The following is a 23,365-nucleotide window of genomic DNA, read 5'->3' as shown; positions in this document are numbered from 1 at the left end:
ATCCAGATGAAGGCGCTGTCCGACAACGACAGCGCCCGGCGTATCAGACGGCGAAGAGCAGGAATTCCCGTTCCCACGAACTGATCACGCGCTTGAAGTTTTCATGCTCGGCCCGCTTGACCGCGACGTAGCCAGTGATGAAGTTTTTGCCCAGGTATTTCTCGATGGTCGCGCTGTTTTCCATGCGTTCCAGCGCGTCTTCGATGGTCAGTGGCAGGCGCAGGTTGCGGCGTTCATAGCCGCGCCCCACTACCGGCGCACTCGGGTTCATGCCTTCGACCATGCCGATGTAGCCACAGAGCAGGCTCGCGGCGATCGCCAGGTACGGGTTGGCGTCGGCACCCGGCAGACGGTTTTCCACCCGACGGTTTTGCGGTCCGGCATCCGGAACCCGCAGGCCCACGGTGCGGTTCTCTTCGCCCCACTCCACGTTCACCGGTGCCGAGGTATCCGGCAGGAAGCGGCGGAACGAGTTGACGTTCGGCGCGAACAGCGGCAGCAGCTCGGGAATCAGCTTCTGCAACCCACCGATGTGGTGCAGGAACAACTGGCTCATGGTCCCGTCTTCATTGGAGAAGATGTTCTTGCCGGTCTCCAGGTCGACGATGCTCTGGTGCAAGTGCATCGCGCTGCCCGGCTCACCGGTCATGGGCTTGGCCATGAAGGTAGCCGCCACGTCGTGCTTGAGCGCGGCTTCGCGCATCGTGCGCTTGAACACCAGAATCTGGTCGGCCAGTGACAGGGCATCGCCGTGACGGAAGTTGATTTCCATCTGCGCCGTGCCGTCCTCGTGGATCAATGTGTCGAGGTCCAGCTCCTGCAATTCGCACCAGTCGTAGACGTCTTCGAACAGCGGGTCGAACTCGTTCGCCGCTTCGATGGAGAACGACTGGCGACCGATTTCCGGGCGACCGGAGCGGCCGATTGGCGGCTGCAACGGGTAGTCCGGATCGTCGCTGCGCTTGGTCAGGTAAAACTCCATTTCCGGCGCCACGATCGGCTGCCAGCCCTTGTCGGCATAGAGTTTGAGGACTTTCTTGAGCACGTTGCGCGGCGACAGCTCGATCGGGTTGCCTTGCTTGTCGTAGGTGTCGTGGATCACCTGGGCGGTGGGCTCGATAGCCCAGGGCACCGGGTAGACCGCGTTCTGGTCGGGGCGGCAGATCATGTCGATGTCGGCCGGGTCGAGCAGTTCGTAATAGATGTCGTCTTCGACATAGTCGCCGGTCACGGTCTGCAACAGCACGCTTTCGGGCAAGCGCATGCCTTTCTCGGCGATGAACTTATTGGTCGGCGAAATCTTGCCCCGGGTGATCCCGGTCAAGTCGGAGATCATGCATTCGACTTCTGTGATCTTGTGGCTTTTCAGCCAATCGGTGAGCTGGTCGAGGTTGTTACTCATAAATGCCTCTAGGCTTTGAGTTTCCTGGCTATCGCAAGCCAGGCGATGTTGTGACGCATGGGTGTCGCGTTGAAATGTACGTCAGCGACAGGCTATCGTGTTTTCATGCAAGTGCACGGGGCGTGCCGGGCGTGCAGAATCACGAGCAGGAACTTGCCGCGTGATAGCCAGGCCGTCATTGTGAATCGGTTCTATATTGAAAGGAGTAACCGTAATGGGGGTGCTCCGGGGGCCGTCCAGAATATCGGACGCAAACACCGGCTTCATCTGGAACGCGCACAGGCCCGAAGCCAGCGGAGTCAAAGCGCCTGGATAAACATCGCGTCTAATGTGACAAGCATGCGGACCGTTATGCATAGAGCATTTGGTGATGCCGATTGACGGCAGGCGAGACATGAAGCACCCCGGTATTATTGCTGTTATGGGTTTGATTCGAGCTTAGCCTTGTTCATTTTTTTACACAACACCCCCGTAAAAAATACAACACGGCCCGCTCAAGCCCGCAGTCGGCTAAGTGTTGGAAGGCATAAAAACGCCCCAAATAGCCACAAAAAAGCCCCGCGAGCGCTTTTTTAGGGCAAAAAAGGCCTTGCTTGACTTCGGCATGCCGTTCGGGTTGACTGGAATCCGAAGAGATCAATGATTGATATTTTTAACAACAAAGGTGTTGCATCATGTCGGTACCCCCGCGTGCCGTTCAGCTTAACGAAGCGAACGTGTTCCTTAAGGAACATCCTGAGGTTCTGTACGTTGACCTTCTGATTGCGGATATGAATGGTGTGGTGCGCGGCAAGCGCATCGAACGCACCAGTCTCCACAAGGTTTACGAGAAAGGCATCAACCTGCCGGCCTCACTATTTGCCCTGGATATCAACGGCTCGACGGTAGAAAGCACCGGTCTGGGCCTGGACATCGGTGATGCTGACCGAATCTGTTATCCAATTCCCGATACCCTGTGCAATGAACCCTGGCAAAAGCGCCCGACCGCGCAATTGCTGATGACCATGCACGAACTTGAAGGTGAACCTTTCTTCGCCGACCCGCGCGAAGTTTTGCGACAAGTTGTTACCAAGTTTGACGAGCTGGGCCTGACCATCTGCGCCGCCTTCGAACTGGAGTTCTACCTGATCGACCAGGAGAACGTGAACGGTCGCCCGCAACCTCCCCGCTCGCCGATCTCGGGCAAACGCCCGCACTCGACACAGGTCTACCTGATCGACGACCTCGACGAATACGTCGACTGCCTCCAGGACATCCTCGAAGGTGCGAAGGAACAAGGCATCCCGGCCGACGCCATCGTCAAGGAAAGTGCCCCGGCGCAATTCGAAGTGAACCTGCACCATGTGGCTGACCCGATCAAGGCCTGCGACTACGCGGTGCTCCTCAAGCGTCTGATCAAGAACATCGCCTACGACCATGAAATGGACACCACCTTCATGGCCAAGCCTTACCCGGGCCAGGCAGGTAACGGTTTGCACGTTCACATTTCGATTCTGGACCGAGACGGCAAAAACATTTTTGCCAGCGAGGATCCCGAGCAGAACGCCGCGCTGCGTCACGCGATCGGCGGTGTGCTCGAGACCCTGCCCGCGCAGATGGCTTTCCTCTGCCCGAACGTGAACTCGTACCGTCGTTTCGGCGCCCAATTCTATGTGCCGAACTCGCCATGCTGGGGTCTGGATAACCGTACCGTAGCGATCCGCGTACCTACGGGCTCTTCGGATGCTGTGCGCATCGAACACCGCGTCGCGGGCGCCGACGCCAACCCGTACCTGCTGATGGCCTCGGTTCTGGCGGGCGTGCACCACGGCTTGACCAACAAGATCGAGCCAAATGCCCCCGTCGAGGGCAACAGCTACGAGCAGAACGAGCAGAGCCTGCCGAACAACCTGCGTGATGCATTGCGTGAGCTGGACGACAGCGAAGTCATGGCCAAGTACATCGATCCGAAATACATCGATATCTTCGTGGCCTGCAAGGAAAGTGAGCTGGAGGAGTTCGAACACTCCATCTCCGACCTTGAGTACAACTGGTATCTGCATACCGTTTAAGCGGTTGCTGCAATGAAAGAACGCCGTTGGCTGAATCAGCCAACGGCGTTTTTTTATGGCCGCCTGCGGCGGATCGCGAGCAGGCTCGCGATGGCGCCCGGCAGACAACACAGAAGCCTGCTCGTACAATGCCCGCTGTCCCGCAGGAGAGCCCGATGACACGCGCAGCCACCCCCCGCAAACCCCGCGCAGCCAGCCAGGCGCGCATTGATTCGATTCTCGATGCCGCCCGCACGCTGCTGGCCACCGAGGGCGTGGCCAGCTTGTCGATCTACAGCGTTGCCGAGCGGGCCGAGATTCCACCCTCCTCGGTCTACCACTTCTTCGCCAGCGTGCCGGCCCTGCTCGAAGCGCTGACGGCCGACGTCCACGCCGCCTTCCGCGCCTGCCTGCAAGCCCCCATCGACCACGCGGCACTCAACGACTGGCGCGACCTGTCACGGCTGGTGGAACAGCGCATGCTTGAGATCTACGACGCAGACGCTGCCGCAAGGCAACTGATCCTCGCCCAACACGGCTTGACCGAGGTCACCCAGGCCGACCGCCAGCACGACATCGAACTCGGCGACCTGATGCACAAGCTGTTCGACCGGCACTTCGAACTCCCGAAGATGCCAGCAGACGTCGACGTCTTTGCGCTGGCCATGGAGCTGGGTGACCGCGTCTACGCCCGTTCGGTGCAGCAGCACGGGCAGATCACCCCGCGCATGGCCGAGGAAGGGATGCGGGTGTTCGATGCGTATCTGGGGCTTTATCTGCCGCCTTATCTGCCCAAGCGAGCTGCTTGGGGCTGAGGAATTTGTTGCCTGTGCGGGCCTCTTCGCGGGCAAGCCCGCTCCCACAGTAGACCGCGTAGATCCTGTGGGAGCGAGACCGGCTTACCGGCGATGGGCGCACCGTCGAAACAATTGATGCAATCACAACTTGGCGATCGACACCTCGGTGGACTTCACGAACGCGATCACTTCGCTGCCCACCACCAGCTCCAACTCTTTCACCGAGCGGGTGGTGATCACCGAGGTCACGATGCCGGAAGCGGTCTGGACGTCGATTTCCGAGAGCACGTCGCCGAGAACGATTTCCTTGATGGTGCCTTTGAACTGGTTACGCACGTTGATGGCTTTGATAGTCATATTTATTTCTCCAGGAGTCGAAATGAGCTGCAAGTGCCAAGCTTCAAGCTGCAAGTAAAAGCAAAGTGCTCTTGCTTGCCGCTTGTGGCTGGAAGCTTGTAGCTGTCTTCATTGCGCCCAACGCAGTTGCGTAGGCAAGGGTGAAACGGGTTCCGGTTCCGGCGGTTCGCCGGGCAGTGACAGCACACGGTTGAGGACTTCGGTTTCCAGCGCCGCCAACCGATGGGAGCCACGAACCCGAGGGCGCGGCAGTTCCACCTGCAGGTCAAGGCCGACTTCGCCCTCTTCGATCAGGATGACCCGATCCGCAATGGCCACGGCTTCGCTGACGTCATGGGTCACCAGCAACACGGTGAAACCGTGTTGCTGCCAGAGCCGTTCGATCAGTTGCTGCATTTCAATTCGGGTCAGGGCATCCAGCGCGCCCAACGGCTCATCGAGCAGCAGCAGGCGCGGTTGGTGGATCAGCGCACGCGCCAAGGCCACCCGCTGCTTCTGGCCTCCGGACAGTGCCGCCGGCCATTCATTGGCACGATCGGCCAGGCCCACCGACTCCAGCGCTTGCAACGCCTGCGGCCGCCAATCGCCGCTGAGCCCGAGACCGACGTTATCGATGATCTTTTTCCATGGCAGCAGGCGCGCTTCCTGGAACATCAATCGCGTGTCTTCCCGCGCATCGCTCAGCGGCGCAGCACCGGCGAGCAATTGGCCGCCCGTGGGCTTGTCCAGACCGGCGAGCAGACGCAGCAAGGTACTTTTGCCGCAACCGCTGCGCCCCACTACCGCAACGAACTGTCCGGCCGGAATGTGCAGGTCGATCTCGCGCAATACCTGCCGCGAGCCGAAGGTTTTTTGCAGTTTGCGCACCACCAGCGGAATCCCGCGCAGCAGGCGTGGAGGTTGTTGAGCCGTCATGCAGCACCTCCCTTGGCGACTTGATAGGCCGGATGCCAGCGCAACCACACACGTTCAAGCCCACGGGCCGCGAGGTCGGCGAGTTTGCCGAGCACCGCGTACATCAGAATCGCCAGCACCACGACGTCGGTCTGCAGGAACTCCCGGGCATTCATCGCCAGGTAGCCGATGCCGGAGCTGGCCGAGATGGTTTCGGCAACGATCAGGGTCAGCCACATGAAGCCCAGGGCAAAGCGCACACCGACCAGGATCGAAGGCAGCGCCCCCGGCAGGATCACCTGGCGAAACAGGCTGAAGCCGGACAGTCCGTAGCTGCGCGCCATTTCCACCAATGCCGGATCGACATTGCGGATACCGTGATAGGTGTTGAGGTAGATCGGGAACAGCGTGCCCAACGCCACCAGGAAAATCTTCGCCGACTCATCGATACCGAACCACAGGATGACCAAGGGAATCAGTGCCAGGTGCGGCACGTTGCGGATCATCTGCACCGAGCTGTCGAGCAGGCGCTCACCCCATTTCGACAGGCCTGTGATGAAGCCCAACGCCAGGCCAATACCGCCGCCGATAGCGAAGCCAAGGGCCGCGCGCCAGCCACTGATCGCCAGGTGCGTCCAGATTTCACCACTGCTCACCAAGCTCACACCGGCCTCGATCACCGCGATGGGCGCCGGCAGGATCCGCGTCGACAGCCAGCCCGCCGACACCGACAACTGCCACACCGCCACCAGCAAGACCGGCAACGCCCAGGGCGCCAGGTTGTGGATAATTTTCTTCATCGTCCGCCTCAGCTCGGCAGCGCAGCGCTGGGCAGATAACCGCAGTCAACGGCGCAAGCGCCAGCGGTGGTGCCAAGGTCATGGACGTTGCCGCGTGTTGCCAGGTACCAGAAAAAACTGAGGCTCATGGAGTGGTCTCCTTGGGGAATTCTAATTACTGCGCCTTGGCGACGGCGGCCGGTGGCGTCCAGATCACGTCTTTGATGCTCAAGGGTTTGGGTATCAGCTTGAGCTGGTAGAAGCTGTCGGCGATTTTCTGTTGGGCGGCGACCACTTCAGGTGTCAGGAACAGTGCGCCATAGCCCTGGCGCTTCACCGAGGTGAGGGTGATGTCGGCAGGCAGGCCCAACAGGGGCGCGACCTGCCTGGTCACGTCCTCGGGATTGGCCTTGGACCATTCGCCCACGCCGCGCACTTCCTCCACGAGGGTCTTGATCACCTCGGGGTTTTTCTGGGCGTACGGTTTGGTGGCCAAGTAGAATTGGTGGTTGTCGACGATACCCTGGCCATCGCGCAGGGTGTGCGCTTGCAGTTGCTGTTCGGCCGCGGCCTGATACGGGTCCCAGATCACCCAGGCATCGACACTGCCACGCTCGAACGCGGCGCGGGCATCTGCCGGCGGCAGGAACACGGTCTGGATATCGCTGTACTTGAGGCCGGCATCTTCCAGCGCGCGGACCAGAAGGTAGTGCACGTTGGAGCCTTTGTTGAGTGCGACTTTCTTGCCTTTGAGGTCCTTCACCGATTTGATCGTTGAGTCCTTGGGCACCAGGATCGCTTCGCTGTGGGGCGCCGGTGGCTCGTAGGCGACGTAGAGCAGATCGGCGCCGGCAGCCTGGGCAAACACGGGCGGCGTTTCGCCAGTGACGCCAAAGTCGATGGAGCCGACGTTCAGGCCCTCAAGCAGTTGCGGGCCGCCTGGAAACTCGGTCCATTGCACGTCCACGCCTTGAGCGGCAAGACGCTTTTCCAATGTGCCCTTGGCCTTGAGCAGCACCAGGGTGCCGTACTTCTGATAACCGATTCGAAGGGTCTCGGCCTGAGCTTGAGTAATGGCGCCGAAGGACACAGCCGCAACAAACAGAGCGACCAGACCACGACGCAAAATGACAGTGCGCATAGCGCTCTCCTTTTTGCAGTGAGGTTGTGGCTGCACCTGCTTGGCCGTTGACGGCTGAGTAAGGTGAGTACATCAAATTCAGGGTGTGACTTAAATGCTCCAGCGAGCAGTCAGCAGACGATCACTCAACAGGCCCGGATCGAGCGGCTTGGGCCGTCTCGTCATGGCGCTTAAAAACAGTTCCAGCGACTCGTTCAATCGTTGTTCCAACTCAGGCGCCAGTTGCGCCGCGGCACTGCCTTCGCCATAGGCAATCTGGCTGTCGACAGCGAAAATCCCCTGGAGCAATTCATCGGCCTTCAATGCCGACAACACCGGTTTGAGGGCGTAATCCACCGCCAGCATGTGAGCGATGCTGCCGCCGGTAGCCATGGGCAACACCACCTTGTGCGCCAGTGCGCGCTCCGGCAGCAGGTCCAGCACGGTTTTCAACGCACCGGAGAACGATGCCTTGTACACCGGGGTGGCGATCAGCAGGCCTTCGGCGTTTTCGATCTGTTGCAACAGATCGATCACTTTCGAACTGTCGAACCGTGCATGCAGCAAGTCTTCGGCCGGGAAGTCCCGCACGCCGTAACTCACCACTTCCACACCCTGCTCCTGCAACCAGCGTTGGGAGCGCTCCAGCAACACCCCGGAACGAGAGCGTTGACTTGGGCTGCCACCGAGTGAGACGACCAGCATTCACATGATTCCTTGAACGGTGCAGGCGATTCGCAGTGTGCGATCTCGCTTCGATGGAGAGACCTTAACAGGTGATTCATATATCGATAAATCATATTTATTCATTTGGTTATTCCACGAAGCGATATACAAAAACATAAAAAAAGGCCGTCGAAACGGCCTGAAATCCCCTGCGTTGTATTCAAGAACACACGACCCCTGTAGGAGCGAGCATGCTCGCGATGGTCGTTAACGATAACGCTGGCTGTCTGGAATCCCACGGCGCCTGACAGGCCATCGCGAGCATGCTCGCTCCTACAAGGACGGCGTGCGGCTCAGCGATTCGGCTGCGGCGTCAGGCGCAGGTAGGGCTTCACGGCGCGATAACCTTTGGGGAAGCGCTGCTTGAGCTCTTCTTCATCCTTGAGCGACGGAACGATCACCACTTCATCGCCGTCCTGCCAGTTGGCCGGGGTCGCCACCTTGTAGTTGTCGGTGAGTTGCAGCGAGTCGATTACCCGCAGGATTTCATTGAAGTTACGACCCGTGCTCGCCGGGTAGGTGATGGTCAAGCGCACCTTCTTGTTCGGGTCGATCACGAACAGCGAACGCACGGTAAGCGTATCGCTGGCATTGGGGTGGATCAGGTCGTACAGGTCCGAGACCTTGCGGTCGGCGTCGGCCAGGATCGGGAAGTTGACGATGGTGTCCTGGGTTTCGTTGATATCACCGATCCACTTGTGGTGAGAGTCCACCGGGTCGACGGACAAGGCGATGGCCTTGACACCGCGCTTGGTGAACTCGTCCTTGAGCTTGGCGGTAAAGCCCAACTCAGTGGTGCACACCGGAGTGAAGTCCGCCGGATGGGAAAACAGCACGCCCCAACTGTCGCCCAGCCATTCATGAAAACGGATGGTTCCGGCACTGGAATCCTGCTCGAAATCGGGGGCGATGTCGCCGAGTCTGATGCTCATGGTGGGCTCCTGATGAGTGAGGTACAGAACTCAACTGTAGACCGTATTTGGGATCTAATAAAAAGAATAAATAAAGACATTATTAGATCATTAATGAATATTAAAGATCTGTTCACTGGACCTGCCCCGACATCACGACGACTATCGCGTTCGAGGTTCGAGAAGGCCTTGAGTTGCTGTAAAGAGGGGATTTCAGCGCGGGATTACGGGGGTGACTCCGCGCTGAAATGCAAAAGCCCCGCCCGGCGTGATGCCGGGCGGGGCTTTTTTTCAGCGGTTACGCGAGCGCTATTACAACAGCGGGATCGAGTAGCTGAGGATCAGGCGGTTTTCGTCCTGGTCGCGCTGGCCTGGGATGCCGCTACGCCACGAAGCGTTTTTCCACATGAAGCCAACGTTTTTCAGCGGACCTTCTGGCACAACGTAAGCAACAGTCAGGTCGCGTTCCCACTCGCTGTTGTTGTTGCCCGCAGGCACTGTAGCGCTCTGGCGGTTAGTGTCGATGTCGCTACCACGCAGGTAAACCATACCGGCGGTCAGACCAGGAACGCCAACCTTGGCAAAGTCATACGAGTAGCGAGCCTGCCAGGTTTTCTCGCCGGCACGGTTGAACTTCTGGATCTGCATGTCGGTGATGGTGTAGTTCGAAGAACCGTCACCCTGGTTCAGCCAAGGGAAGTCGCTACTGCCGTTGCTGACCTGATAACCACCACCAAAGGTGTGACCGGCAACGGTGTACAGGAACAGGCCGCTGTACAGATTGTTGTCGACTTTGCCTTTACCGTTGCCAGTGCTGCTGTAGTTACCGGTGCTGTAGTACAGCGGATCATTGGCGTTGTTGCCGTCATCAGAGCTGTTGAAGTAACGGAAGTCGGACTTCAGCACGCCTGGACCGATTGCCCAGTTGTGGACCAGACCCAGGAAGTGTTGTTTGTAGAAGTTTTCCAGATTGCCGTAGTAGTACTGGGCAGTCAGGTCCTTGGTGATTTTGTAGTCACCACCAGCGTAGATGAACTTGTTGCTGTCACGGAAGTTCGGACCACGGCTGTTGGCACCGGCGATGCTCATCTGTTCATTGTTGCTGGAGTTACGGCCTTTCACGGCTTCGATCTGACCGCCAACCAGGGTCAGATCCTTGATGTCGCCGGAAGTGATCTGGCCACCCTGCCAGGTTTGTGGCAGCAGACGACCGTCGTTGGTCACGATGACCGGGTTTTTCGGCTGCAGGGTACCCAGCTTCAGTTCGGTCTGGGAAATTTTGGCTTTGGCAGTCAGGCCCAGGCTGGAGAAGTTATCAACCGCTTCACCGTTGGATTTGCTTGGGAACACAGTGCCGCCGTAGGAGGTAGCAGTAGCGCCGTTGGTGCCACCACCCGAATCCAGACGTACCCCCAGCAGGCCGATGGCGTCGATACCGAAGCCGACGGTGCCTTGGGTGTAACCGGAAGTGAAACGCAGATCGAAGCCTTGGCCCCATTCTTCGTTTTTGTTTGCGCCGGTACCGTTACGGTTGTCGGTGTTGATGTAGAAGTTACGCAGACCCAGAGTGGCCTTGCTGTCTTCGATGAAACCGGCGGCGCCTGCCTGCTGCGCCATAACCCCTACGGCCACGGCCAGGGCCAAGGTGGACTTGTTCATTGTTTCGCTCCTCTACGTTTCTAATTCTTGTGTTCCTGGTCCTGGGTCGTGTGCCCGGGATCCTAAGATGCGCGATTAGCGCCGGACCGTGACTTACAAGTCAATCGTAACCATGTGTGTCTACGACCAAGGTCTAATCGCCGTGATGTTTGTTCCTTTCAGGGTAATGATTTATTTATAAACCTAAAAAGAATTGTTTCATCAGTTTTCATGCCATTCAGGAATATGACTCTGTGCGCTTTGCCTGAACCGGACACAGCATATCGGCACCGGAGCTAATCTCTAAATAGTATTTATCTGTCTATTTTTAGATCGATTCGCTTTTGAACAACGCGGTTAACGTCAATTGGTATCAAAATAGCGACGCCTTCATGGCGAAGCGCGCATGATCCCTGCCAAATGTTACAGTTTGTGTATCGCCCGAAATAGATTTTCAATCCGAGCCAAACCCTTCTCCCGGTCGACTTTACGAGAGAAGCGTTGGCGAAAAATTGATCAGAGTCGCTTTTTTGCAGTTATCCCAAAGGAGTAGCTGGGAGGGTTCCCAGCCGTGGCGTGGGAACCTGTCGATCAAAGCGCTTTTTCGAAGATCTTCGAGTTGCGCTGGTAGTTGTACAGCGACGCCCGCGCCGATGGCAGACGCTCGACGCTGCTGGGCGCAAAGCCACGTTCGCGAAACCAGTGTGCCGTGCGTGTGGTGAGGACGAACAGCGTTTTCAAGCCCTTTGCCCGGGCGCGGGTTTCGATGCGTTCGAGCAGTTCGTCGCCACGGCCACCGTGGCGGTACTCCGGGTTCACCGCCAGGCACGCCAGCTCCCCGGCATCGGAATCGGCAATCTGGTACAGCGCCGCACAAGCGATGATCATGCCTTCGCGCTCGACCACACTGAACTGCTCGATCTCGCGCTCCAGTACTTCGCGTGAGCGGCGTACCAGGATCCCCTGCTCTTCCAGCGGACTGATCAATTCCAACAAACCGCCGACGTCCTCGATCGCCGCCTCGCGCACGACTTCGAATTGCTCCTGCGCCACCAGCGTACCGCCACCGTCGCGGGTGAACAGCTCGGTCAGCAGCGCGCCGTCTTCGGCGTAACTGACAATGTGGCTGCGGGCCACGCCGCCCCGGCAGGCTTCGGCCGCCGCATCCAGCAGCTCGGCCTGGTAGTTGCTGCCCAGGCGTTGCAAATGCGCCGGCACCTGCTGCGGACGCAGTTCGCGGACCAGGCGACCGTTCTCGTCAAGCAGGCCTTGTTCCTCGCCAAACAGCAGCAATTTGTCGGCGCCCAGGTCGATGGCCGCGCGCGTGGCGACGTCTTCGCAGGCGAGGTTGAAGGTTTCACCGGTGGGCGAATAACCCAGCGGCGACAGCAGCACGATGGAACGCTCGTCCAGCAGGCGATTGATGCCCTTGCGGTCGACCCGGCGCACTTCGCCGGTGTGGTGATAATCGACGCCTTCAAGGACGCCGATCGGCCGTGCCGTCACCAGGTTGCCGCTGGCCACGCGCAAGCGCGAACCCTGCATCGGCGACGATGCCATGTCCATCGACAGCCGTGCCTCGATGGCGATGCGCAGTTGGCCGACCGCATCCATCACACACTCAAGTGTCGCCGCATCCGTGATGCGCATGCCGTGGTGATAATGCGGAGTCAGGCCGCGTGCAGCCAGGCGCGCTTCGATCTGCGGACGGGAACCGTGAACCAGCACCAGACGCACGCCGAGGCTGTGCAGCAGCACCAGGTCGTGGACGATATTGCCGAAGTTGGGGTGCTCGACACCGTCGCCGGGCAGCATGACAACAAAGGTGCAGTCGCGGTGGGCATTGATATAAGGAGAAGCATGACGAAGCCAATTAACGTAGTCGGGCATGAACCTGGGGCCTGTAATAAAGAGCAGCCAAAAAAATGGGCGAAACACAAAACGCACAACGGGCTGATGGTTATCGTCGGAACAGGCTTGGCGACACGCGTGCTCTCCTCATGAATACGGGGTTTAACCTCATTAATTTAATTCGCCCCCCTGTAGGAGCGAGCATGCTCGCGATGGAGGCTAACGATGACGCTGTCAGCCTGACACCCAGCGGTGCCTGACAGCCCATCGCGAGCTTGCTCGCTCCTACAGAGGTTGCGGTGTTCACCCGGCCGAAGCCGGCGTCAGGCAGTAATGTTCAATCAACTGACGTAATAGATGCACCGTAGGCTGCAAACGTGACATTTCGAGGTATTCCCCCGGCTGGTGCGCACAAGCGATATCGCCCGGGCCCAGTACCACGGTTTCACAGCCAAGACGCTGAAGATAAGGCGCTTCGGTGCCAAACGCTACCGCTTCGGCACTGTGACCGGTGAGCTTTTCGGCAATTCGCACCAGTTCGCCCTCTTCGGCCTGTTCAAAGGAAGGCACTTCGGGGAACAGCGGCGCGTAATCGATCTTGACCTGATGCCGCTCGGCAACCGGCTTGAGTCGCTGCAAGATCTCGGCGCGCAAGGCTTTGGGGTCCATACCCGGCAGCGGTCGCAGGTCGAACTCAAGTGAACACTGGCCACAGATCCGATTGGGATTGTCGCCGCCATGAATGCAACCGAAATTCAGGGTCGGAGTCGGCACACCAAACTGCGGATTGCGAAACTCGCGCTGCCACAACAGGCGCAGCCCGCGCAGTTCGCCGATGGCATCGTGCATGGCTTCCAGGGCGCTGTGCCCCAGACGCGGGTCCGAGGAATGGCCGCTCTGCCCGAGGATATCGATGCGCTCCATCATGATGCCCTTGTGCATGCGAATCGGCTTGAGTCCGGTCGGCTCGCCAATAACCGCTGCACGTCCCAGCGGCCGCCCGGCATCGGCCAGGGCACGCGCACCGGACATCGAGCTTTCTTCATCGCAGGTGGCCAGGATCAGCAACGGTTGCTTGAACGGCTGATCGAGCAAGGGAATGACCGCTTCGATGATCAAGGCAAAAAAACCCTTCATGTCGCAGCTGCCCAGACCGATCCAGCGCCCGTCGACTTCTGTCAGTTTCAACGGATCGGTCTGCCACAACGCGCCGTCGAACGGCACCGTATCACTATGCCCCGCCAGCACCAGGCCGCCCGGGCCGGAGCCGAAACTGGCCAGCAGATTGAACTTGCCCGGGCTGACCTGTTGGATATCGCAGGCAAAACCCAGGTCGCCGAGCCATGTCGCCAGCAGATCGATCACCGGGCGGTTGCTCTGATCGAGGCTCGCCTGGGTGCAACTGACCGATGGCGTGGCAATCAGCGCAGCGAACTGATCTTTCATGGATGGCAAAGGCATCGCTGACTCCAATTCGCGGATTGGAGTCCATCATAGAACCATCCGGCGACAGGAATAAACCGTCGGCCGGCGAAGCGGGGTCGAGTCCTGTACACTGCACGACCTTGGCAGCCACACATTCCCCCCGGCTGCGCTCCCGATCCTGGATTTTCCGGCCATGCAGAAAGAAACCGAAATCAAACTCCGCGTCAGCCGCGAAACCCTCGCTGCCCTGCGCGAGCACCCGCTGTTGAAAAAACGCAACAAAAATGGCTGGGAACGCCGCGAGCTGATGAACCAGTATCTCGACACACCAGAGCGCGACCTGGCCCACGCCAAGGTGGCCCTGCGCCTGCGTCGCGATGGTGACGAGATCATTCAGACGCTCAAGACACGCGGCCAGAGCATCGCCGGCTTGTCCGAGCGCAATGAATACAACTGGAACCTGCCCAAGGCCAAACTCGACGTCAAGAAACTCGACGGCGAATGCTGGCCAGAGCAACTGGCTGATCTGGATAAAAAAAAGCTCAAGCCGATCTTCACCACCGATTTCGTGCGCGAACGTGCAGAAATTGCCTGGGGCCGTGGCAAGTCCAAAGTGGTCATCGAAGCCGCGCTGGACCTGGGTCACGTTGTGGTCGGCAAGCAGAAGGAAGAAATCTGCGAGCTGGAGCTTGAACTGCGCGAAGGCGAGCCGGCAGCCTTGCTGGAACTGGCCGTCGAACTGGCCGCCACCTTGCCGCTGATGCCTTGTGACATCAGCAAGGCCGAGCGCGGTTATCGCCTGTACGACGCCAGCAGCTATTCGCTGAGCCTGCCGGCACCGCAACTGACCGCCGAAACGCCACTGGACGACGCCTTCGCCGCGCTGGCCTGGCACCTGCTCGGCAGCAGCCAGCGCCTGGCCGAACAGTATCGGTTCAATGGCCACTGGCGCCTGTTGCAGGACTGGGTCGACAACCTCGCCGAGATGCGTGCGCTGCTGAGCAGCCTGGGCCAGGCCGCACCGCGCCAGTCCACGCACGACCTGCGTGTGGCCCTGGATGCCTTGCTCGAAGACTGGCGCCCGCTGGTGCAAGTCGGCATCGAAGACGAAGACGTGCGCAAGGCCGCACCTGAGCAGTTCCTCGAAGAACTGGAAGACCCGCGCTGGGGTCAGTTCTCCCTGAACCTGTCGCGCTGGCTGCTGGCCCGCACCTGGACTGCGGACCGGAACGTGCGCGGCAACCGCCAGGGCGCGGCGCAACTGGCCAGCTGGCTGCCGCGCCTGTTGGCCGAAGAAGCCACTTCGTTGCAATTGCAGCGCTACCAGCAACAACCGGAAGACCTGGCCGAACAGCTGCCTCGCATCGAGCGCATCCAGGCCTGGCTGCATCATGCCCGCCACGTGCTGGACATCGCAGAAATGGATCGCCTGTACGGTGAACTCAAGCAGCTCGCTCAACTGGCGAGTGAGCCGACGATCACCGACGAACTGCTCGACGCGCGCAAGCAGCAGGCGATCGCGGTGTATCAGAACCGCGCCTGGCGACTCCTGCTGCGCGGCTGATCCGTCCCTGTAGGAGCGAGCATGCTCGCGATGGAAGATCAGGCACCTTGGGGTGTCAGGCAGACAGCGTCATCGTCAGCCTCCATCGCGAGCATGCTCGCTCCTACAGGGTAGCGGCGCGTTATCCCATCACCGGCAAGCTCGTCGTCGACTTGATCTCCGACAACGCCACAATCGAGTTCACCTCCTGGATCCCAGGCACAAGTGAAAGCTTCTCGAAGAAAAATCGCTCGTAGGCCTCGATGTCCGCGGCGACGATGCGCAGCATGAAATCCACCGAACCCATCAGCACATAACACTCCAGCACTTCGGGAAAACCGCGAATCGCCTCGGTGAATTCGGTGAAGTTCGAACGGCCGTGGGCGTTGAGTTTGATTTCCGCGAAGATCTGCGTGTTCAGCCCAATTTTCTTGCGGTCCAGCAAGGTCACCTGCCCGCGAATGATCCCCTCCTCCTTCATCCGCTGGATTCGCCGCCAGCACGGCGACTGCGACAGGCCCACCTGTTCGGCGATCTGTGCGCTGGAAAGGGAAGCGTCCTCTTGCAGCAACGCGAGAATCCTGCGGTCGTAGCCATCCAGTTCGCTTTGCATAAATAAACCCTAGATCGATACGTTATTGAATAATTTAATTCGATAAATCGCCTTTTGCATCCATCATAGATAAGAAATACCCGGCATCGAATGTAAAAATTTCTCCAGTATTTTTGGAGATCGATCATGCCACACCTCAAAGCCGTAACCCGCGCCCGCGCCGATAGCTGGAACGCCAGCAACACCCACTGCCGCGTGCGCTATCAATTGCTGGCAGAAGCCGAGCCAGACCTGCTGTGCCGGGTACTGAACCTGTTTGCCATGCAGTACCTGACCCCGCAACACGTCAACGTCCAGCGCATGGACGACCTGCTGTCGATCGACATCGTCATGGACGGACTGAGCTGGCACCGCGCCCAGGTGATTGGCGAAAAAATGCGCAACCTGATCAATGTCTGCTCGGTAGAACTGCACGCCGCTGATTTGGCGTGGCCTGAAGCCGTCGTGGCGACGGGCTGAAAAACTTCGATACGGGCTTCGTCGGGTAGTGGCCCAACAGTCAGCGCGACGGCGACTATCCTTTGCGCACTGACGTCTTCGAGGAGCCCGCATGTCCGTTCAACTTGCCATTCAGGACCGCTGGCTGGATCTCAACGATTTGCTGCGCGAGCTGGTCGCCCAGGGATTCATCAGCCAGGACTCGGCCGAGCACGCGCTCAACGCACGCCGCCGTCAAGCCGCCAATGCCCAGATGCACCCGCTGGAATTCATCGCCAGCCAGCAACTGGACGATCTCAGCCGTGCGGGTAAACACCTTGATCTGGAAAGCCTGACCCTGTGGTTGTCGCAGCAGGCCGGCCAGCCGTACCTGCGCATCGATCCGCTGAAAATCAACGTTGCGGCCATTACGCCGTTGATGTCCTATGCCTTCGCCCAACGCCACAAAATCCTTGCGGTGGCGATCGATCGCGACTCGGTGACCGTGGCCAGCGCCCAACCTTATGTCAAAGGCTGGGAAGCCGACCTCACCCACGTGTTGAAGCTGCCAATCAAGCGGGTGGTGGCCAACCCGGTGGACATCCAGCGCTTCAGCGTGGAGTTTTTCCGCCTGGCCAAATCGGTCAGCGGCGCGACCCATGTCGATCAGCACGCCCAGGCCAGCAACCTGGGCAATTTCGAACAACTGCTCAACCTTGGCGCCAGCGACCAGGAGCCGGACGCCAACGATGCACACATCGTCAACATCGTTGACTGGCTGTTCCAGTACGCGTTCCAGCAACGCGCCAGCGATATTCACATCGAACCCCGACGCGAACAGGGCACGGTGCGTTTTCGCATCGATGGCGTGTTGCACAACGTCTATCAATTCCCGCCGCAGGTCACCATGGCAATCGTCAGCCGCCTCAAGAGCCTGGGGCGGATGAACGTCGCGGAAAAACGCAAACCCCAGGACGGCCGGGTGAAAACCAAGACCCCGGACGGCGGCGAGGTCGAGTTGCGGCTGTCGACACTGCCGACCGCGTTCGGCGAGAAGATGGTCATGCGGATCTTCGATCCGGAGGTGCTGCTCAAGGATTTCGATCAGTTGGGCTTTTCCGCCGACGACCTGCGCCGTTGGCAGGACATGACCCGGCAACCCAACGGCATCATCCTGGTCACCGGCCCTACGGGTTCAGGCAAGACCACCACGCTCTACACCACCCTGAAGAAGCTGGCGACCCCGGAGGTCAACCTTTGCACCATCGAAGACCCGATCGAAATGGTTGAGCCAGCGTTTAACCAGATGCAGGTGCAACACAACATCGACCTGACATTCGCCTCCGGGGTGCGTGCATTGATGCGGCAGGACCCGGACATCATCATGATCGGCGAGATCCGCGACCTGGAGACCGCAGAAATGGCGATCCAGGCGGCGCTCACCGGTCACCTGGTGCTCTCGACGCTGCACACCAACGATGCGCCCAGCGCCATCAGCCGCTTGCTGGAACTCGGGGTGCCACATTACCTGATCAAGGCCACTGTGCTCGGGGTCATGGCCCAGCGACTGGTGCGCACCCTGTGCCCGCATTGCAAGGCGCCGTTGACACTGGACGAAAACGACTGGCAGACCCTGACCAAACCCTGGCAGGCACCGCTGCCGGGCAACGCCCAGCGTGCCATCGGCTGCCTGGAGTGCCGCGACACGGGCTATCGCGGCCGCGCCGGGGTCTACGAGATCATGCAACTCACCGACGGCATCAAGGCACTGATCAATCCCGACACCGATCTGCTGTCCATACGACGCCAGGCATTCAAGGAAGGCATGCGCAGCTTGCGGTTGTCGGGCGCGCAAAAGGTTGCTGCGGGTCTGACGACCATTGAGGAAGTGTTGCGGGTAACACCGCAAAGCGAGCAGAAATAGATCTCTTATCGCCTGATTACGGGATAAAAATCGCCTGACGGTTCTTATCCCGTGGCGGCACCGTTACACTCCGGCCATCGCAACTTAAACAGGGAATCGTTATGCAGATCGGTAGCGTGCTTTTGCTTTTTGTCGGCCTCGTGGTCGCCATTCTGTTCATGGGCTTCAAGGTCGTGCCGCAGGGTTATCAATGGACGGTCGAACGTTTCGGCCGTTACACCAACACCCTGAAGCCTGGTCTGAACATCATCATTCCGGTCATGGACCGTATCGGTCGCAAGATCAACGTCATGGAAAGCGTGCTGGATATTCCACCGCAGGAAGTGATCACCGCCGACAACGCCACGGTGCAGATCGACGCCGTGTGCTTCTTCCAGGTAGTCAACACCGCCCAGGCGGCCTACGAGGTGAACAACCTCGAGCACGCCATCCGCAACCTGCTGCAAACCAACATTCGTACCGTGCTCGGCTCGATGGAACTGGATGCGATGCTCAGCCAGCGTGACGGCATCAACGAAAAATTGCTGCGCACCGTCGACGAAGCCACCGCACCGTGGGGCATCAAGATCACCCGGATCGAGATCAAGGACATCAGCCCGCCAGCGGACCTGATGGCAGCGATGTCGGGGCAGATGAAAGCCGAGCGGATCAAGCGTGCGCAAATCCTCGAAGCCGAGGGCCTGCGTGCCGCGGCGATTCTGACCGCCGAAGGCAAGAAACAGGCGCAGATCCTCGAGGCCGAAGGGGGTCGCCAGGCCGCGTTCCTCGAAGCCGAAGCGCGGGAACGCCAAGCCGAAGCGGAAGCCCAGGCGACCAAGGTGGTGTCCGAAGCCATCGCCGGCGGTAACGTGCAGGCCGTGAATTACTTCGTTGCACAGAAGTACATCGATGCGCTGGGCGGGCTCGCTTCGGCCAACAACAGCAAGGTCATCCTGATGCCACTGGAGGCCAGCTCGATGATTGGTGCGGTGGGCGGCATTGGCGAAATCGTCAAGGCCACCTTCGACAACAAGAAAGCCTGAGGCACGCCATGTGGGCATTCCTGCAAAATTTATCGTTCTGGGACTGGCTGGCGCTGGGCACCGTACTGCTGATTCTCGAGGTCTTCGGTGCGGGCGGGTATCTGTTGTGGATCGGCATGGCGGCCGCCGCCGTTGGCGTGTTGACGTTCGTACTGCCGCACCTGTCCTGGGAGCTGCAATTTCTGCTGTTCGGCCTGCTGTCGATCGCCACCGCCCTTTATTGGTGGCGACGCCAGCGCAGCGCGGTGCGCCAGAGTGACGAGCCGAACCTCAACCTGCGCGGACAGGAATTGATTGGCAAAACCTTCGTGGTGCATGAATCGATCATTGATGGGCGCGGCAAGATCAGGGTGGCCGACGGCGTATGGATGGCCCAGGGGCCTGACGCCGAAGCCGGCAGCCGCGTTCGGGTCGTTGCTCAGCAAGGCGTCGTCCTGCAGGTGGAAAAAGCCGACTGACCGTAATGGAACTCCACCGGGGCGTCCACGATCCAACAGCGTAGATCTAACCCAGTGGAGTCACCCATCATGCGTTTCAAACTTGCTGTCGCTACCGTCGCCCTGTTGTCCCTGCCAGTCGGTTCGGCGATGGCCGACAGCTTTTGGCGTAACGTCATTTCGTCCGGCGCCACCACCGGCTCGACTTACCTGACGTTCAAGGATCACAAGCTGATCATTGCCGCGCAGGACGACGCCGGCAGTTTCGTCGCCAGCGAAGGCAGCATCCGCGGCCCGTACCTGGAAGCCGCCATGCAGAAAGTCCGTGCCGACAACCCAGGGTTGCAGGCCACGGACATGGAACTGGCGAACGCGATCCTGGCGAAAAATGCCGTCGCGTCCGAGTAAGTTTCCCGCGAGACGAAAATGCCGCTCAAATTGAGCGGCATTTTTTTGCCTGCCTTTTCTGTTCCCCCATCCCCTGTAGGAGCTGGCTTGCCAGCGATTGCGCAGAATCAGTCACCCTAAGTATCGACTGACCCGACCTCATCGCTGGCAAGCCAGCCCCTACAGGGAGCTGGGATCACCGGTAATCATCTACCGGCACACACGCACAGAACAGATTGCGGTCGCCGTAGACGTTGTCCACGCGATTCACCGCCGGCCAATACTTGTGGGCCTTGGTGTGGGCATCCGGCGTCACGGCCTGCTCGACACTGTAGGGGCGTTCCCATACCCCGGTGACATCGGCCAGGGTATGCGGCGCGCGTTTGAGCGGGTTGTCCTCGGCCGGCCAGTTGCCGTTCTGTACTTCGGTGATTTCTGCGCGAATGCTCAGCATCGCCCCGATAAAACGGTCCAGTTCGGCTTTTGACTCACTCTCGGTCGGCTCGACCATCAAGGTGCCGGGCACCGGGAAGGACATGGTCGGGGCATGGAAGCCGTAATCCATCAGGCGTTTGGCCACGTCCTCCTCGCTGATGCCGGTCAACGCCTTGAGGGGCCGCAGGTCAAGAATGCATTCGTGGGCCACCCGTTCGTTGCGCCCGGTGTAGAGCACCGGGAATGCACCGGACAGGTGCCGCGCCAGATAATTCGCGGCAAGGATCGCCACCTCGCTGGCGTCCGCCAATTGCGGGCCCATCATGGCGATGTACATCCAGCTGATCGGCAGAATGCTCGCGCTGCCCCAGGGCGCCGCACTGACGGCGTCGTTCTGCGGCAAAGGGCCGTCAATGGCCACCACCGGGTGATTGGCCACGAACGGTGCCAGGTGCGCGCGCACACCAATCGGCCCCATGCCGGGCCCGCCACCCCCGTGAGGAATGCAAAAGGTCTTGTGCAGGTTCATGTGCGAAACATCGGCGCCGATGTCCGCGGGCCGCGCCAACCCGACCTGCGCGTTGAGGTTGGCGCCATCCATGTACACCTGGCCGCCATGCTGGTGAATCACTTCACAGATTTCGCGAATGCCTTCCTCGTAGACACCGTGGGTCGATGGATAGGTCGCCATCAGGCAGGCGAGTTTTTCGCCGGCCTCGGCCGCCTTGTCCTTCAGGTCCGACAGGTCGACGTTGCCCGCCTCGTCGCACTCGACGATCACCACGCGCATCCCGGCCATTTGTGCGGAAGCGGGGTTGGTGCCGTGGGCCGAGGATGGAATCAGGCAAATGTCTCGCGCGCCCTGGTGACGGCTCTCGTGGTATTTGCGAATTGCCAGCAAGCCGGCGTACTCACCCTGGGCGCCGGAGTTGGGTTGCATGCAGATCGCATCAAAACCGGTAATCGCGCAGAGCCAGCGCTCCAGCTCCTCGATCATCAACGTGTAGCCGAGCGCCTGTTCCCTGGGGACGAACGGATGCAAGTTGGCGAACTGTGGCCAGGTGATGGGGATCATCTCGCTGGTCGCATTGAGCTTCATGGTGCAGGAGCCCAACGGGATCATGGACTGATTGAGGGCCAGGTCCTTGTTCTCCAACTGTTTGAGGTAACGCAGCATCTCGGTTTCGCTGTGATGCGCGTTGAACACCGGGTGACGCAGGTACGGCGAGGCGCGCAGCAAACTATCCGGAATGCCCACCGGCAGTGCCTCAGCGTCCAGCGCTTGAACATCGAGCCCATGGTCGGCGCCGAGGAACACATCGAACAGCCTGGCTACCGTGCCTTCATCGCAGGCTTCGTCGAGGCTCAACCCCAGCTGCCCGCGCCCAAGGATGCGCAGGTTGATTTGCGCGGCCTGGGCGCTTTCGATGATCGCGGTTTGCGTACCGCCCACCTCCAGCGTCAGCGTATCGAAAAAGTGCTGATTGAGGCGCTTGATGCCATTGCGCTCCAGGCCTGCGGCAAGAATGCAGGTGAGCCGGTGGACGCGCTGGGCGATGCGTTTAAGACCTTGCGGGCCGTGATACACCGCATAAAAACTGGCGATGTTGGCCAGCAACACCTGGGCGGTGCAGATGTTCGAGTTGGCCTTCTCCCGCCGGATATGCTGCTCGCGGGTCTGCAATGCCATGCGCAATGCGGTGCCACCGCGGGCATCTTTAGAGACACCGATGATCCGGCCTGGAATCGCTCGCTTGTACTCGTCACGGCTGGCAAAAAAGGCCGCATGCGGGCCGCCGTAGCCCATGGGGACGCCAAAGCGCTGGGACGAACCGAACACCACGTCGGCGCCCAACTCACCCGGTGGCGTCAGCAACAGCAGGCTCAGCAGGTCGGTGGCGACGCAGGCCAGCGCTTGCTGGGCGTGCAGATGATCGATCAGCGGTCGCAGATCGCGAATCTCGCCGTGGGTGTCGGGGTATTGCAGCAACGCACCGAATACCTGGTGCTGCTTCAGGTTTTCCACCGAGTCCACGATCAACTCCAAGCCAAAGCCTTCGGCACGGGTCCGTACCACGGAGATCGTCTGGGGGTGGCAGTCTTCATCAACGAAAAACAGATTGCTTCTGGACTTGGCAACGCGCTTGGCCAGGGCCATCGCCTCGGCTGCCGCCGTGGCCTCATCCAACAGGGAAGCATTGGCCAGCTCCAACCCGGTCAGGTCGATGATCATTTGCTGGAAATTGAGCAGCGCCTCGAGTCGGCCCTGGGCGATCTCGGGCTGATAAGGCGTGTAAGCGGTGTACCAACCGGGATTTTCCAATACATTGCGCAGGATGACAGCCGGGGTGATCGTGCCGTGATAGCCCATGCCGATCAAACTGGTCCATACCTGGTTCTGCTCGGCGTAACCGCGCAGCTTGGCCAATGCGGCTTCTTCGTCAAGGGCAGGCGGCAAGTCGAGCGCCCTGTTGAGGAGGATGCTCGGCGGCACAGTTTGTTGGATCAGCTCGACACGACTGCCCAGGCCAAGGCTGTCGAGCATCGCCTGCTGCTCGGCCGCGTCGGGGCCGAGGTGACGGCGCAGGAAAGCATTGGGATCGCGTAACTGGCTCAGGGACGGCAGCTGGGACATGACGGGCTCTCTCTTGACTGGC

The 23,365-nt window shown here is 59.9% G+C and carries 20 protein-coding genes; 8 read left to right on the top strand and 12 right to left on the bottom strand.

Annotated elements, in window-relative coordinates:
* Positions 1 to 43: 43 nt before the first annotated feature.
* Positions 44 to 1,402, bottom strand: a complete 1,359-nt coding sequence (locus AB4N64_RS26220) for a glutamine synthetase family protein (protein WP_460119886.1) — start codon at positions 1,400 to 1,402, stop codon at positions 44 to 46.
* Between the two features lie 674 nt (positions 1,403 to 2,076).
* Here AB4N64_RS26220 and AB4N64_RS26215 point away from each other — a divergent pair.
* Both AB4N64_RS26215 and AB4N64_RS26210 read left to right on the top strand, forming a co-directional pair.
* Positions 2,077 to 3,453 (top strand): glutamine synthetase family protein, encoded by a 1,377-nt coding sequence (locus AB4N64_RS26215; protein WP_460119884.1) that lies wholly within the window; start codon positions 2,077 to 2,079, stop codon positions 3,451 to 3,453.
* A gap of 155 nt (positions 3,454 to 3,608) precedes the next feature.
* Positions 3,609 to 4,247, top strand: a complete 639-nt coding sequence (locus tag AB4N64_RS26210; protein ID WP_460119882.1) for a TetR/AcrR family transcriptional regulator — start codon at positions 3,609 to 3,611, stop codon at positions 4,245 to 4,247.
* Positions 4,248 to 4,370: 123 nt separating this feature from the next.
* Here the strand turns inward: AB4N64_RS26210 and AB4N64_RS26205 are convergent, their stop codons facing one another.
* From AB4N64_RS26205 to argE, 9 genes are all read right to left on the bottom strand, one after another.
* The gene (locus tag AB4N64_RS26205) at positions 4,371 to 4,586 is read right to left on the bottom strand and encodes a TOBE domain-containing protein (protein WP_205890466.1); all 216 of its coding nucleotides are present in this window, start codon (positions 4,584 to 4,586) and stop codon (positions 4,371 to 4,373) included.
* Between the two features lie 108 nt (positions 4,587 to 4,694).
* Positions 4,695 to 5,501 (bottom strand): aliphatic sulfonates ABC transporter ATP-binding protein, encoded by an 807-nt coding sequence (ssuB, locus tag AB4N64_RS26200; RefSeq protein WP_460119880.1) that lies wholly within the window; start codon positions 5,499 to 5,501, stop codon positions 4,695 to 4,697.
* Positions 5,498 to 6,280, bottom strand: coding sequence for an aliphatic sulfonate ABC transporter permease SsuC (gene ssuC / locus AB4N64_RS26195; RefSeq protein ID WP_460119878.1), 783 nt, complete (start codon positions 6,278 to 6,280; stop codon positions 5,498 to 5,500). The genes ssuB and ssuC overlap by 4 nt, the downstream gene beginning before the upstream one ends.
* 154 nt (positions 6,281 to 6,434) lie before the next feature.
* The gene (locus AB4N64_RS26190) at positions 6,435 to 7,400 is read right to left on the bottom strand and encodes a sulfonate ABC transporter substrate-binding protein (RefSeq protein ID WP_460119876.1); all 966 of its coding nucleotides are present in this window, start codon (positions 7,398 to 7,400) and stop codon (positions 6,435 to 6,437) included.
* A gap of 90 nt (positions 7,401 to 7,490) precedes the next feature.
* The gene (gene ssuE, locus AB4N64_RS26185) at positions 7,491 to 8,084 is read right to left on the bottom strand and encodes an NADPH-dependent FMN reductase (protein ID WP_460119874.1); all 594 of its coding nucleotides are present in this window, start codon (positions 8,082 to 8,084) and stop codon (positions 7,491 to 7,493) included.
* 314 nt (positions 8,085 to 8,398) lie between these two features.
* Positions 8,399 to 9,037, bottom strand: a complete 639-nt coding sequence (locus tag AB4N64_RS26180) for a peroxiredoxin (RefSeq protein WP_460119872.1) — start codon at positions 9,035 to 9,037, stop codon at positions 8,399 to 8,401.
* Between the two features lie 291 nt (positions 9,038 to 9,328).
* Positions 9,329 to 10,675 carry an OprD family porin gene (locus AB4N64_RS26175; protein ID WP_460119870.1) on the bottom strand — a complete coding sequence of 449 codons (1,347 nt, stop codon included), beginning with the start codon at positions 10,673 to 10,675 and terminating at the stop codon, positions 9,329 to 9,331.
* Between the two features lie 570 nt (positions 10,676 to 11,245).
* Entirely contained in the window at positions 11,246 to 12,544 is a 1,299-nt protein-coding gene (argA, locus tag AB4N64_RS26170) for an amino-acid N-acetyltransferase (protein WP_460119868.1), read from the bottom strand.
* Between the two features lie 264 nt (positions 12,545 to 12,808).
* Entirely contained in the window at positions 12,809 to 13,966 is a 1,158-nt protein-coding gene (argE, locus tag AB4N64_RS26165; protein ID WP_460119866.1) for an acetylornithine deacetylase, read from the bottom strand.
* 157 nt (positions 13,967 to 14,123) lie between these two features.
* Between argE and AB4N64_RS26160 the strand changes: the two genes are divergently transcribed.
* The gene (locus AB4N64_RS26160; protein WP_460119864.1) at positions 14,124 to 15,494 is read left to right on the top strand and encodes a CYTH domain-containing protein; all 1,371 of its coding nucleotides are present in this window, start codon (positions 14,124 to 14,126) and stop codon (positions 15,492 to 15,494) included.
* A 121-nt stretch (positions 15,495 to 15,615) separates the two neighbouring features.
* On the opposite strand, the gene AB4N64_RS26155 is transcribed toward AB4N64_RS26160, so the two are convergent.
* Positions 15,616 to 16,086, bottom strand: a complete 471-nt coding sequence (locus AB4N64_RS26155) for an Lrp/AsnC family transcriptional regulator (protein ID WP_460119863.1) — start codon at positions 16,084 to 16,086, stop codon at positions 15,616 to 15,618.
* Positions 16,087 to 16,212: 126 nt separating this feature from the next.
* Here AB4N64_RS26155 and AB4N64_RS26150 point away from each other — a divergent pair, with 126 nt between their 5' ends.
* From AB4N64_RS26150 to AB4N64_RS26130, 5 genes are all read left to right on the top strand, one after another.
* Positions 16,213 to 16,545, top strand: a complete 333-nt coding sequence (locus AB4N64_RS26150) for a hypothetical protein (protein ID WP_460119861.1) — start codon at positions 16,213 to 16,215, stop codon at positions 16,543 to 16,545.
* Between the two features lie 91 nt (positions 16,546 to 16,636).
* Positions 16,637 to 18,427, top strand: coding sequence for a GspE/PulE family protein (locus AB4N64_RS26145; RefSeq protein WP_460119859.1), 1,791 nt, complete (start codon positions 16,637 to 16,639; stop codon positions 18,425 to 18,427).
* Positions 18,428 to 18,528: 101 nt separating this feature from the next.
* Complete coding sequence (locus tag AB4N64_RS26140) at positions 18,529 to 19,449, top strand: SPFH domain-containing protein (RefSeq protein WP_460119857.1); 921 nt, start codon at positions 18,529 to 18,531, stop codon at positions 19,447 to 19,449.
* Positions 19,450 to 19,457: 8 nt separating this feature from the next.
* Entirely contained in the window at positions 19,458 to 19,907 is a 450-nt protein-coding gene (locus tag AB4N64_RS26135; RefSeq protein WP_460119855.1) for an NfeD family protein, read from the top strand.
* A 69-nt stretch (positions 19,908 to 19,976) separates the two neighbouring features.
* Positions 19,977 to 20,294: a DUF2388 domain-containing protein gene (locus tag AB4N64_RS26130; RefSeq protein WP_368555969.1), complete on the top strand. Its 318-nt coding sequence runs from the start codon at positions 19,977 to 19,979 to the stop codon at positions 20,292 to 20,294.
* A gap of 175 nt (positions 20,295 to 20,469) precedes the next feature.
* Here the strand turns inward: AB4N64_RS26130 and gcvP are convergent, their stop codons facing one another.
* Positions 20,470 to 23,343 carry an aminomethyl-transferring glycine dehydrogenase gene (gene gcvP / locus AB4N64_RS26125; protein WP_460119853.1) on the bottom strand — a complete coding sequence of 958 codons (2,874 nt, stop codon included), beginning with the start codon at positions 23,341 to 23,343 and terminating at the stop codon, positions 20,470 to 20,472.
* Positions 23,344 to 23,365: the final 22 nt, after the last annotated feature.

The sequence above is a fragment of the Pseudomonas sp. S2_C03 genome (genome assembly GCF_054668405.1).
This window is presented reverse-complemented; position numbering and strand designations above follow the sequence as displayed.